Source organism: Soonwooa buanensis, from assembly GCF_900167905.1.
In the GTDB taxonomy this organism is placed as follows: domain Bacteria; phylum Bacteroidota; class Bacteroidia; order Flavobacteriales; family Weeksellaceae; genus Soonwooa; species Soonwooa buanensis.
Map to the genome: position 1 here is coordinate 230,611 of NZ_FUYZ01000005.1, position 13,461 is coordinate 244,071.

General features: G+C 34.7%; 10 protein-coding genes. 5 read left to right on the plus strand and 5 right to left on the minus strand.

The annotated features are described in order from the left end of the window. Positions 1–41 precede the first annotated feature (41 nt). From B5X62_RS09170 to B5X62_RS09180, 3 genes are all read left to right on the plus strand, one after another. Positions 42–941, plus strand: a complete 900-nt coding sequence (locus B5X62_RS09170) for an LpxD N-terminal domain-containing protein (protein ID WP_079667131.1) — start codon at positions 42–44, stop codon at positions 939–941. A 105-nt stretch (positions 942–1,046) separates the two neighbouring features. Further along, complete coding sequence (gene sucD, locus B5X62_RS09175) at positions 1,047–1,919, plus strand: succinate--CoA ligase subunit alpha (protein WP_079667132.1); 873 nt, start codon at positions 1,047–1,049, stop codon at positions 1,917–1,919. Positions 1,920–1,947: 28 nt separating this feature from the next. Next, complete coding sequence (locus tag B5X62_RS09180) at positions 1,948–2,613, plus strand: porin family protein (RefSeq protein WP_079667133.1); 666 nt, start codon at positions 1,948–1,950, stop codon at positions 2,611–2,613. Positions 2,614–2,691: 78 nt separating this feature from the next. Here the strand turns inward: B5X62_RS09180 and B5X62_RS09185 are convergent, their stop codons facing one another. The 5 genes from B5X62_RS09185 to B5X62_RS09205 all read right to left on the minus strand — a co-directional run bounded on the left by B5X62_RS09185 (position 2,692) and on the right by B5X62_RS09205 (position 9,287). Continuing rightward, on the minus strand, positions 2,692–5,205 hold the full coding sequence (locus B5X62_RS09185) for a M1 family metallopeptidase (protein ID WP_079667145.1): 2,514 nt from the start codon (positions 5,203–5,205) through the stop codon (positions 2,692–2,694). Between the two features lie 10 nt (positions 5,206–5,215). Next, positions 5,216–5,839 carry a DUF2306 domain-containing protein gene (locus B5X62_RS09190; protein ID WP_079667134.1) on the minus strand — a complete coding sequence of 208 codons (624 nt, stop codon included), beginning with the start codon at positions 5,837–5,839 and terminating at the stop codon, positions 5,216–5,218. 210 nt (positions 5,840–6,049) lie between these two features. Further along, complete coding sequence (locus B5X62_RS09195; RefSeq protein WP_079667135.1) at positions 6,050–6,844, minus strand: thymidylate synthase; 795 nt, start codon at positions 6,842–6,844, stop codon at positions 6,050–6,052. A 96-nt stretch (positions 6,845–6,940) separates the two neighbouring features. Continuing rightward, positions 6,941–8,365 carry a CCA tRNA nucleotidyltransferase gene (locus B5X62_RS09200; RefSeq protein ID WP_079667136.1) on the minus strand — a complete coding sequence of 475 codons (1,425 nt, stop codon included), beginning with the start codon at positions 8,363–8,365 and terminating at the stop codon, positions 6,941–6,943. A gap of 367 nt (positions 8,366–8,732) precedes the next feature. Continuing rightward, positions 8,733–9,287: an L-threonylcarbamoyladenylate synthase gene (locus B5X62_RS09205; RefSeq protein ID WP_394333305.1), complete on the minus strand. Its 555-nt coding sequence runs from the start codon at positions 9,285–9,287 to the stop codon at positions 8,733–8,735. A gap of 282 nt (positions 9,288–9,569) precedes the next feature. Here B5X62_RS09205 and B5X62_RS09210 point away from each other — a divergent pair, with 282 nt between their 5' ends. Together B5X62_RS09210 and B5X62_RS09215 are read left to right on the plus strand one after the other, a co-directional pair. Beyond that, positions 9,570–12,014: a TonB-dependent receptor plug domain-containing protein gene (locus B5X62_RS09210; RefSeq protein ID WP_079667137.1), complete on the plus strand. Its 2,445-nt coding sequence runs from the start codon at positions 9,570–9,572 to the stop codon at positions 12,012–12,014. 30 nt (positions 12,015–12,044) lie between these two features. Then, the gene (locus B5X62_RS09215; RefSeq protein ID WP_079667138.1) at positions 12,045–13,265 is read left to right on the plus strand and encodes a Vmc-like lipoprotein signal peptide domain-containing protein; all 1,221 of its coding nucleotides are present in this window, start codon (positions 12,045–12,047) and stop codon (positions 13,263–13,265) included. Positions 13,266–13,461 lie beyond the last annotated feature (196 nt).

The following is a 13,461-nucleotide window of genomic DNA, read 5'->3' on the forward strand; positions in this document are numbered from 1 at the left end:
TTGATTTCCAAAGCGCTTTTTTTTGATAAATAGTTATTGTTATGACATTTAGCCAACCACAGACGCTTAAGTCTATCGCTGATCTTATCCAATCAAAATATGTTGGTCCCGAAGATTTTCAAATTTTAGGAACTAACGAAATTCACCGTGTTAAAGCTGGAGAAATTGTATTTGTTAACCATCCTAAATATTATGATAAAGCTTTAAACTCCGATGCAACAATTATCTTAATTGATAAAGAAGTCGATTGTCCGGAAGGAAAAGCTCTGCTGATTTCGGAAGATCCTTTTAGAGATTTTAATAAAATTAATACACATTTCACGAAAATTACTAACTTTTTTGGTGAACTTTCTAAACCAGAAATTGGCGAAAATTCTCAAATCCATCCAAGTGTAACTATTGGTAACAATGTTAAAATCGGAAAAAATTGCATTATTTATCCTAATGTCGTTATCGGAGATGATACGATAATTGGTGATAATGTGATAATCCAAGCCAATACGGTTTTGGGCGGAAACGCATTTTATTACAGAAAGTTAAACGGCAATTTTGATCGTCTTATTTCTGTCGGGAATGTTGTTATCGAAAACAATGTAGAAATCGGTGTTGGATGTACGATTGACAGAGGCGTTACAGATATTACGTTAATCGGTGAAGGCAGCGTTCTTGACAACCAAATTCAAATTGGACATGACACAGTTATTGGAAAACGTTGTCTAATTGCATCGCAAACAGGAATTGCAGGTTGTTGTATTATCGAAGACGAAGTGACAATTTGGGGGCAAGTTGGTATGGCGTCAGGTCTTAGAATTGAGTCTGGGACGGTACTTCTTGCCAAGACTGGTGTTAACCGTGATTTGAAAAAAGGAACTTATTTTGGGCCAATTGCAGAAGAATTCCGCAGTTATCTTAAAAAAGAAGTGAAACTAAAGAATCTCTAAATTAATTCTGTGATAAAAAACAAAAATCAGTATTCACTTTCCAAGAATATTGACTATTTTTGTGTTTTATCAATATTATTTAAAATTTAAAAAAATAGAAATAAAATGTCAGTATTAGTAAACAAGGATTCTAAAGTAATCGTACAAGGTTTTACAGGTAACGAAGGAACTTTCCACGCAGGTCAAATGATCGAATACGGAACAAACGTAGTAGGAGGTGTAACACCAGGAAAAGGTGGAACTGAGCACTTAGGAAAGCCAGTATTCAACACAGTTGCAGATGCTGTTGCAAAAGCGGGAGCTAACGTAAGTATCATTTTTGTACCACCAGCATTCGCTGCTGATGCAATTATGGAAGCTGCAGATGCAGGTATCAAAGTTATCGTTTGTATTACAGAAGGTATCCCTGTAGAAGACATGGTAAAAGTTAAGAGCTACATCCAAGACAGAGATTGTAGATTAATTGGTCCTAACTGCCCAGGTATCATTACTTCTGATGAAGCTAAAATTGGTATTATGCCAGGTTTCGTTTTCAAAAAAGGTAAAGTAGGTATCGTTTCTAAATCTGGTACTTTAACTTACGAAGCTGCTGACCAAGTTGTAAAAGCTGGTTACGGTGTTTCTACTGCAATCGGTATTGGTGGTGACCCAATTATTGGTACTACAACTAAAGAAGCTTTAGAATTATTCATCAACGATCCAGAAACTGAAGCAGTTGTTATGATTGGTGAGATTGGTGGTTCTCTAGAAGCTGAAGCTGCAAGATGGTACAGAGATAGCGGTTCTAAAAAACCAGTTGTTGGTTTCATCGCTGGACAAACTGCGCCTAAAGGTAGAACAATGGGGCACGCTGGTGCTATCGTAGGTGGAGCAGAAGATACTGCGCAAGCTAAAATGGCTATCATGAGCGAATGTGGTATCAACGTTGTTGATTCTCCAGCTGAGATTGGTGCTACTGTAGCTAAAGTTTTAGGATAAGACTTCCGAAAAAAAATAACACTTTCTGATGAAAAAAATATTAATAGGAACTGCTTTGTCATTGGCCGCAATGATGCAAGCACAGATTGACTTTAGTGCAACGAGATTTGGTTTAACGGCAGGAGGGACTTATTCAAGAATCCAAAATGCTCATAACCCATCGGGCCCTAGATATTCGGTGATGGCAGGTGCTTTAGCTTTAACACCTATTGGAACTGATGATCAGTTTTACATTCAGACTGAAGTTTTATACTTTGGTGCAGGTGAAGGCGGGGACAAGAGTGTTGAGGACAAAAAGGGCTGGCCTCATGCAGTATATGCTAATAATTATCTGAGTATTCCTATTAGTTTTAAAACTTATTTTTCTGAAAATGAAAGTGAGTTTTTTGCCTTAGCAGGACCAAGATTTGATTTTATGATTAGTCAAAATGATAAAAATCCTCCTCCAGGTAAAGAATATTATTCGGCAGATAGCTATGGTAAAGCTGCAAAGTTTAACTTGGGTGTTGGCGCTGGGGTTGGTTACAGTTATAAGCGTCAGTGGGAAATTACAGCACGTTATGATATCCATCTTATGAATGTCTACCCACATCTTAAAGATTCTGTTACCGAACAAGGTACAAAAGATCCAAGTGTCTATAGCAAGAAAAGCGAACATATCATCAATGTAGGTATTTCCTATATTTTTCAGTAAGCTTTTTCTTAAATAAATAAAGAATCCCGCGAAACGAAGTTTCGCGGGATTTTATTTTAGTAATAATTCTTGAAAATGTTATTTATAATCTTCAATCGCTTTGTTAATCGCGTCAATTTGTTCATGAAGACTTTGGCTTTGAGGATTTTGTTTTAGAAGTTGCATCTTCTTATTTAAACCTTCTTTCATGATTTGTACCAACATCATTTTTGCTTGTGGATTTGCAGAAATTTCACTTTTTGCTTGTCCCATAACTTTGGTCATCGCTTTTGTCGCTTTCGTATTATCAGAGTTCATAATCCAGTTAAAACCTTCTTCGGCAACAGCGCCAAGTTCTGCATCTTGGAATTTAATAAAAGGATAAAATAAAACTTGACCACCAATATTTTCCATTTGCGATTCGATTTTATTTTTAACGATAATCGGCATCAGTTTGTTGATTAGATCTTCAGAAGCATTTGATAAATCAATATTTTGCATTAATGCAACGGTTTTCTGAGGTTCGATATCTGCTAAAGCCGCGATAGAATTCCCTTTAACTGAATTGGAAACCGCAGAAATTCCTTTTTCATAAATACTAACGTACTTTTTATCTTTCGTTTTAGAAAGTGCCGAAATTGCCGCTGCTTGAGCTAAAGTTTTAGGATCATTTTGTGCGATATTTTCAACATCTTTTAAAAGAAGTTTAGCTTGTTCTGGTTTTGATAAATCAATGGCTGAAAGTGCGAGAATTCTGATTCTATGTGAAGAATCTTTAAGCGCCGCTGCTAATATTTTTAAAACAGAAGTGTTTTTATCAATATTTTCTTTTGCAAATTCTACAGCAAGATATCTACTTTTAAATTCTTTTGCTTTTGTATATTGAACTACATATTGATCAGCAGTTTTGTTGTCATTTATTTCTGTTAAAAGAACTTGATCGGCGTTAACGTTCACTAAGTTTGGTTGTTGTGCAAAGTTGAAAGTAAAACTTTGACTAGCTTTCGCATCTGCCCAAACATTATAACGTTTTGGGATACCATTTTCATAAACATCAATCGCTAACGGGAACTGAAAGTATGCACCAGTTTGCGTTTGTGTAACCGCGACATTCACTTGTTTTTTTACAGGTTCGTAAGTGTAATTGATACTAAGTTTTGGATGTCCTGCACCATAATACCATTGGTTGAAAAACCAGTTAAGATCTTTCCCAGACACTTTTTCTAGAGATAAACGAAGTTGTTGCGCTTCAGCATTTCCGTATTCATAAGTTTTAAGATAATCGTTTAATCCTGCAAAAAAGGCATCGTCGCCCAAATAACTTCTTAACATGTGCAAAATGCCACCACCTTTGTTATAAGTCACAGAATCAAAAACATCTTCTCTAGAATCATAATCAAATCTAACTAGATTTTTTGTAAAGTTGGCAGGATTCATTTTATAAGCTTGAAGAGATTTTATCAATTTGTAATCGGCTTCATCTTTTCCGTACTTATACTCGTTCCAAAGATATTCGGAGTAGTCAGCAAAGCTTTCATTAACAGTCAAATTGCTCCAACTTTCGGCAGTTACCAAGTCGCCAAACCAATGGTGAAACAATTCGTGTGCAATGGTATCTTCCCAACGGTTTTCGTCAATAAGGTCGCCTGGTTTTTGTTGGGAGGCTTCGCCATGCAGCGTCGCTGTTGTATTTTCCATCGCACCAGAAACATAGTCGCGACCAGCCATTTGATCATATTTTGACCAAGGATATGGATAATTTAGCTTGTTTGAAAAGAACTCCATCATTTCTGGTGTGTTTCCAAAAATCTGTTTAGCATAAGGCTCGTATTCCTTTTCTACATAGTAATTTACAGGAATATTTTTCCATTTATCTTTAATAACTGCAAAATCGCCAACGCCCATAAAGAATAGATAAGGCGAATGTTTTTTGTCCATCACCCAATAATCGGTGCGCAGACCGTTCGCTTCTTTTGTTGAACTTTTCAAAAGTCCGTTCGATAACGTAACATATTTATCAGGAACCGTCATGTAGATTTCCTGAGTTGTTTTTTGGTTGGTTTTATCAATGGTTGGGAACCAAGCCGAAGAAGATTCGGTTTCGCCTTGCGTCCAGATTTGCGTTGGTTTGTCAGGATCTTTTCCTTGAGCGTTGATGAAGTACAAACCTTTGGCATCGTTAATCGCGGCACTTCCTTTTTGTGTTACTTCATTAGGACGCGCTGTATATTTGATGTAGACTGTATAATCTTGATTTTTTTGATAAGTTTTGTCAAGATTTATTTTTAAAATATCGTTTTTGTAATCGTATTTAAGCGCTTGTTTTGATCCGTTTTTATCCAAAGCAACTTCGTGGATCAACATGGCTTTTGCATTAAGAACCAAAGAATCTGTCGGCGTAAAGTAAGGCGATGCTGTCAACCATTCTTCACCATGAAGTTGTTCTTTCTCGTAGTCGAAACTAACTTTTAATTTGGTGTGTTTTAATTCTGTCATTTTGGTATGTGTCGCGCGATAGACTTTTTCTCGTCCCGAATAATCGGTTTGTGCAAAAGCTAAATTAGAATTAAATAAAGCGCCTAACAATAATGAAGATATGACGATTTTTTTCATAAGAGTTCTATTATTTAATAACATCTAAAGTCGATGTTTTAATATTTTTAGTGATAATATAAGCAAAGATAATATTTGGAATCCAACATAACCACGCAACGATGCGATAAGCGATGATAAAATCTTGAAAAATACCTTGTAGTATCGGTAAATAAATTCTTAATGTCACCGCAGAAAAGCACGCAGCATAACTGTAAATCATCATTTTTTGATGCATTACTAAGTTCCTTTTTTTGATGGAAGTAAATGCTAAAAATGTTGTTAAAAACCAAACAATGCCTAGGGAAGCAAATCCAATTGCAGTACTAATTCCGCCAGTGGCTTGTGTCGCAATTCCGATCCCAGCCAACGAGCTTAAAAATACAAAAATGATATAAAGTTTACCGAGTTTTCGATGGAAGCTTAGATTTTTATTTCGCCATTTTGGAATAAACTGAATCCATCCAATTAATAATGAAAGTCCTCCAAAGATGATGTGCGTGTAGAAACCAATATTCCAAAATAGATTTTGTAAGGTGTCTTGGTCTTTAAAGCGAAGTAGTCCAAAACTTCGATCTATGAAAAAATAAATCAAAGGATAAAGTCCGATTAACACGCATAAAACAGCAAAAATGATGAAGAATGTTTTTTTCATTCTTTATTGAATTGTTATTAAATAAGTGCTCGAAGATGATAAATTGTTACAAAATACTATCACAAAAAAATGTTATTTATTCGACAATTTGTAGTCCATTTAGTTTTAGAAAATTATCAAATTCTTGATAGGAAGATTTTTAATAAATATAAAAAAAGCCCACGGTTTAAACCGTGGGCTAGTAAGGATTTATTATCGATTTTAAAATTTCTAAATTGCAACAGGCGCTTTTATTCCTGGATGTGGATCATAATTTTCTAACGTGAAATCTTCAAAATCAAAATCAAAAATATTTTTGATGTTAGGATTTAGTTTCATTGTTGGAAGCGCTTTTGGTTCGCGCGCCAATTGTCTGTCAACTTGCTCAAAATGATTGTTGTAAATATGGACATCACCAAAACTATGCACATAATCGCCAACTTCGAGGTCACAAACTTGTGCTACCATCATCAATAACAACGCATAACTCGCAATATTAAAAGGTACGCCTAGAAAGACATCCGCACTCCTTTGATAAAGTTGCAGCGACAATTTTCCGTCCGCTACATAAAACTGAAACATCGCATGACAAGGCGCTAAAGCCATATTTGGAATTTCAGCAACATTCCAAGCGGAAACAATAAGTCTGCGAGAATCAGGATTTTTTTTAATTTGATCAATCACTTCTGTTATTTGGTCAACGATTTTTCCGTTGGCACCTTCCCAACTTCTCCATTGTGCGCCATAGACAGGACCAAGATTTCCGTTTTCGTCCGCCCATTCGTCCCAAATGGAAACGCCCTTATCCTTTAAATATTTAATGTTGGTGTCACCTTTTAAGAACCAAAGCAACTCATAAATTATCGACTTAAGATGAACTTTTTTCGTTGTAACCATCGGAAAACCTTTCGACAAATCATAACGCAATTGATAGCCAAAAACGCTTCTAGTACCAGTTCCGGTGCGATCGGTTTTGTCAGTTCCGTTATCTTTAATATGTTTTAGGAGATCCAAATAGTTTTGCATGAGAGTTTAATTTTATATTTAAAACAGAAAATAGTTTCCGTTTTTAAACGTATTGAAATTCAAATTTAATAAAAAAAGAAATGACGAAAAATTGATTTAGGATACCAAATTTAAACCTAGAAGTTTTGCTTCTTCGATGACAAAATTTCGCGCTTCTTTTTTATCATTACTAATAATACCTTCCAAAATGGCTTCTTTAACTTTTTCTTTCAGAATACCAATTTCGCGACCAGGTTTTAGATCAAACATTTCCATAATTTCTTCTCCCGAAATAGGTGGTTGAAAGTTGCGGATATGATCTTTTTCTTCAACCTCTTTTATTTTTTCTGCGACATATTCAAAGTTCTTTTTAAAACGGGTTTGTTTAGCATAACTTTTGGTCGTAATGTCAGATTTGCAAAGAATAATTAAATCTTCCAAATCTTCGCCAGCATCAAACAAAAGTCGTCGCAGTGCAGAGTCCGAAGCATTGTCTGTCACCAAAGCAATGGGACGTGCGTGCATTCTGACCAATTTTTCAACGTATTTTAAATCTTGATTTAAAGGAAGTTTAAGACGCTTAAAAATATGTTTTACGATTTTGGAACCCAAAAATTCGTGTCCATGAAAGGTCCAACCTGTTCCTTCAACAAATTTCTTGGTTGGCGCTTTTCCAATGTCGTGGAGTAGCGCTGTCCAACGTAACCATAATTTGTCAGTGTTTTCAGAAATATTATCGACCACTTCTAAAGTGTGATAAAAGTTGTCTTTATGCGTTTGTCCATCGACATCTTCGATGCCTTTTAGAGCTGTTAATTCGGGCAAAATAATTTGAAGAAGTCCAGTTTCTTCCAATAATTTGAGTCCAACTGAAGGCTTTTCGGAAAGCATAATTTTGTTGAATTCTACCATAATGCGTTCCATAGAAACGATGTGGATTCTCTCAACTTCAGTTTTTATAGCTTCTAGAGATTTTTCTTCGATGTTAAATCCAAGTGTTGACGCAAAACGAATCGCGCGCATCATACGAAGTGGATCATCCGAATAAGTCTGTAAAGGTTCTAGCGGCGTGCGAAGCGTTTTTTGTTCTAAATCCTGAAGTCCATTAAAAGGATCAATCAACTCACCGAAGTTATCTTTATTAAGTGAAATCGCCATTGCATTAATCGTGAAATCGCGACGTTTTTGATCATCTTCCAAAGTTCCGATTTCTACAAAAGGTTTGCGACTGTCTTCGCTGTAGCTTTCTTTTCGTGCACCAACAAATTCTAGTTCGAGGTCGTTGTGACGGAACATTGCCGTACCATAAGTTTTGAAAACGGCAACTTTAAGTTTAGGATTAATTTCTTTCGCAATGCTTTCTGCAAGCTCGATTCCCGAAGATTCTGTGACAAAATCGATGTCGGTCGGCGCCTTGCGTTTCATTAACAAATCTCGAACATAACCTCCAACTATATAGACAGATTGACCGTTGCGATGGGCAACTTCCGAAATGATTTTGAATAGTTTTAAATTTTTGTTCTGAGTTAAATTAACATTCATAAGGCTTTCCGCAAATATTTGCTTGCAAAGATAAGGCTTTCCTTAATTATGATTTGTCATTTTTTGAATAAGAGTCTGTTTAAAATTTTATCAATAAAATTTAAACAGATTCTAAGAAAAAGCCATGTTGTCAGATAATTTTAGAAAAAGTTGACAAATATGTCAAATTTCTATAACTTATTAGTATGATAGTTGTTAACGATGGCAGATTTTCTTAGTTGGTACAAATATGGTGAATATCTTATCGAACAAAAGCTAACTCATCAAAAATTTATTGGGTAGTAAAAAGTAGTAGTTTTTTTTCATAGTTTATTTTTTCTTCAGGCGACATCGTAGGTGTCGCCTGAAGTTTTTTAATTAAAAAAAATTACTCTCTCAAGACTTTAATCTGTCCATTTTTCCAAACTTTAATAACTGAAGAACCAGAATATTTAGAAATTTTTTCGTGGTTTTCTTCTACGGCATAATCTACCGCATCTATTATTTCTTGAGAAATATCTGAGAATTTAAGAGGACTTTTGTCTCCACTTAGATTTGCTGAAGTTGAAACGATTGGTTTGTTAAGTTTAGAAATTAGTTTTTTACAAAAATCATCTTTTACCAAACGTATGCCGATGGATCCATCTTCGGCTAAAGCTTCTTTTGGAAGACCTTTTGCCGATTCGTAGACAATGGTAACTGGTTTTTCGGAGAGGTCGATAATCTCCCAAGCCATCTCCGGAACATCGACTAAATCTTGAAGTCGTTTTTCGTTTTCCACCAAAATAATCATGGATTTATTCGCGTCGCGATGTTTGATGTCGAATACTTTTTTTATCGCTTCAGGATTAGTTGCGTCACATCCAATGCCCCAAATTGTGTCCGTTGGATAAAGAATTGTGCCACCGTTTTGTAAAGATTCTATTGCTTTTTCTATGCTCATGATTTAAAATGAATTAATCTGGAATGTTACAAAAGCTTAAAATTATAAACTGTTGAATAATAGGCTTTTTAATAAAACTGTATTTTCCAAAATTGGTTTTCGATACTGCAAATTTAACTATAAATGAACGGAAGTTTATGTAAAATTCAGATGTTAAAATTAATTTAACATAAAGTGTAATTTCTTAATATTTTTTTAAAATTTAATTAAATCTTTCAATACGAATTCTCCTACTATACTTCAGTTCCTTTGTCAGCGAAGAAAAAAAGTAAGTAAGTAAAAATGAAAATCAACAAACTAAGCATCGGCGTATTATTCTTATTAGGAAGTACCACAATGCTATTAGCTCAACAAAAAAACGACACTGTTAAATCTACAAAAAATATCGAAGGTGTCATCATCCAAGGTAGCACCAAAAAAGGTAAAGAGTCTAACCTTATCAATTTACAAAGAAAATCTGTTGAAGTTATAGAACGAGTTGGTTCTGTACAATTAGAAAAACAAGGTGTTGGCGACGTGGCAACAGCAGTTACCAAAGCAACAGGAACGCAAAAGCAAGAAGGAAGCGGACAGATCTTTGTTCGTGGATTAGGAGATCGCTATAATGGTACAACTCTTAATGGTCTTGAAATTCCTTCGGATAATCCAGAATTCAAGAATATTAATTTAGAGATTTTCAAGACTTCGATGATCGAGTATCTTTCTTTGGATAAAGTATATAATCCTAGATTTTCTGGTGATTTTGGTGGTGCTAATATTGATATCGTTTCTAAAACGCATGTAGGAAAACCATATTTCAAAGTTGGTTTGGGAAGTTCTATCAATCTTCAGACTTATGATAAGGCTAATTTTAAGATGCAAGATGGTGGACCAGGTTTTTTTGGTTTTAATGAGGCAACTTATAGAACAGGAAGTCCTTACGATAAATATCCTTTCACAACGAAATGGAATTTTAAAAACGCTCAGAATCCTTTTAATACCAGTATGGATTTTGAAGGTGGTGCAAGACTAGGGAAGTTTATGTTGTTTGGTTATGCAGGGTTTGATAATTCTTACGAGTATAGCATCGGAAAAGAAGGTTTCTACTTTGCAAACGGTGATGCTAACAAAGATTATAACGTTGAGAAGTCAGATTATAAAACAAACACAACAGCGTTATTGAATGTTGACTATAAAATTAACTCGAATAATAAATTAAAATTTACGACTAACTACATACATTCATCTCAGCAAGAAGCAAAAATCTACAATGGTTATGCTTATGACGTTGATAGAAATGTAATTATTAACAGAGGTGATAACAAGTTAACCGACACTTGGATTAATCAACTTTTCGGAAATCACAACATCAATGATAGTTGGACTTTAGATTGGGCTTTAGCATTTAACCTGATGAATAGCAAAAGACCAGATCGTATGCAGAATACTATTAATGCAGAGACTAACGAATTCTTGGCAAGTAGTGCAATTAGTAATCATAGATATTTTGATGAGTTAAAAGATAAAACCTATCTAGGACATCTTTATTTAACTAAAAAGTTTAACCAAAATTATAAATTAGTTGTTGGTTATGATGGGTCATACAAGGATAGACAGTTTAACCAAACAACTTTGGGGATGAACTTCACAACCTCAGTACCTGTTAATTATCAAGATATTGATGCTTTCATTAATGCTTATAATAATAGTTTATTTATTTATAATATTCAAAAAAGTAATTATTCTATCAAAAGAAATATCCAGTCTGGTTTTGCAAACTTCGATATGAATCTTTCAGATAAATTTACTTTGCAAATCGGTGGAAGATTCGACTATATTGATTTTGATATGGCTTGGAAAGACATCTTAGATGACAGTACAAGAAAAAAACAATACAACAAGTTTTTGCCAGCACTTAACGCTAAATATAGCATAAATGATAGACAAAACTTGAGATTGTCTGCCTCTAAAACCTATACATTACCTCAGCCAAAAGAGTTGATCCCAATTGCTTATTATGATGTAACTGCTAACGTATATGGTAATCCATATTTGTATCCTTCAGATAATTATAATGCTGATCTTAAATGGGAGTTTTTCCCGAAAACTGGAGAGATAATCTCTTTGACAGCTTTTGGTAAATACATCCAAAACCCAATTGGTAGAAGTACATATTCTTCTGCTTCTCCAAGTGATATGACGTTTTTCAATATTGCAAATTGGGGTTATATCTATGGTGCTGAAGCAGAAATTAGAAAAGATATCTTTAGTTGGGACAAATCAAAAATTTATGCTTTTGTGAACGGAACATTTATGCAGTCGAAACAAGAGCTAAAAAATGAAACCGAACTAGCTAAAGAAAACAACGGAAAAACTGCACAGTTCAGCAAATTAGAAAATGACGTGCAAGGTGTTGCAAAATTCTTAGCTAATGCTAATGTTGGATATAATTATAAGTGGGGCGGCGATAATACTGTTGATCTAGTTGTTTCTTACTCTCGCGTAGGTAAAAATCTTTACTCTATTGGTACTAACAAAGTTGGTGACTTCTATGAGCTTGCAAAAGATATCTTAGATGTTAATATCAACTTTTCACTAAAACAAATAGGTATTGGAATTAGCGGCAAAAATCTACTAAATCCGCATTCTAAAATTGAACAGATTAATGATGCTGGTACTTTCATCCATAAAGACTATACAAGAGGTCGTCAAGTTGGCCTTAGTTTAACATACAAATTTTCAAAATAATTAAAAGTAAATATTTAAAATCTAAGTAAAATGAAAAAAACATTTTTAAAAGCTATTCTTGGTTTATCATTAGTAGCGTCTACAACAGCAGTAGTGGTATCTTGTAATGATAAGAACAATGATGATCCAGTAGTAATTGATAACTCTGGTATCGATGCAAATAACTTTAAAGGTGATATTACAAAAAATGTAACATTAGATCCAGCTAAAGTATATACCATTACAGGTAAAGTTGCAGTTAAAGCGGGAGCTTCTCTTACAATCCCAGAAGGTACACAGATTAAAGTAGCTGAAGGAGCTAATTATCTAATCGTAGAAAGAGGTGCTAAAATTTTCATCAATGGTTCTGCTGCTAAGCCAGTTGTATTCGAAGGTACAGCACATAAGCAAGGACATTGGGGAGGTATCGTAGTTTTAGGTAATGCACCATCTAACAGAAGTGCTGCTGGAACTTCAACTTCAGAATTAGGAGATTTAACATACGGAGGAACAGATAAAGCTGATAACTCAGGTGTTATTAAGTATGTAGTTATTAAAGACTCAGGTTATAAATACAACCCAGAAAAAGAATTTAACGGTCTTTCATTATTTGGTGTTGGTAGCGGAACAACAGTTTCTTACGTATATATAACTAATGGTGCTGATGATGGTGTAGAGATGTTTGGTGGTAACGTTAATGTTGATCACATTGTAGTAACAGGAGTTGGAGATGATTCTTTTGACTGGACAGAAAGCTGGAGTGGTACTGTAGATTATCTTTATGCTGCAAGAATGAAAGCATTTATGGGTGCAGTTGAGCCAGGTAACAGAGGTATCGAAGCAGATAGTCAAGATACCGATCCTAACACAACCAATGGTGCTAATGGTGGGGTATCTAACCCTACAGTTAAGAATGCTACTTTCATCGGAAATACTGCAGGTGCAGAATCTCAAGGTTTGAAGATCAGAGCTGGTTCTCAAGGTAATTTTGATAATATCGTTATTGCAAACTTCCAAACAGGTTTAGATTTCGAAACGGATAGAACTTATGCTTGGTTCAATAGCGGTACAAAAATTAACAATGTACGTTTTGTAAACGTTGGTACAGAATGGAAAGCGAAAGCAACAACAGCTAACCCAAATCCAGATTTATCTAAAGCTTTCACAAAGAATGCTGATGCTAAAGGTGCTGGTAACGGTACTGCATTGCCAGATTGGGCAAAAGGATGGACTGGACTTACTAGCTTTGACGTAGCTGATGCTGGTAACTAATCCAACGTATTTAGAAATTAAACACAAAAGCTTTTTTTTCTTCATATTACTTTAAAATAAATCCCGAATCATTTATTTGATTCGGGATTTTATTTTTTTTTGGCAATGTGGTCAAAAATAGTTGGTGTTTTTTCACAAAATATTTTGTAATATACTGAGATTGATTGGAAGAGGAAATGAGCTCTGCTGAGGAGCA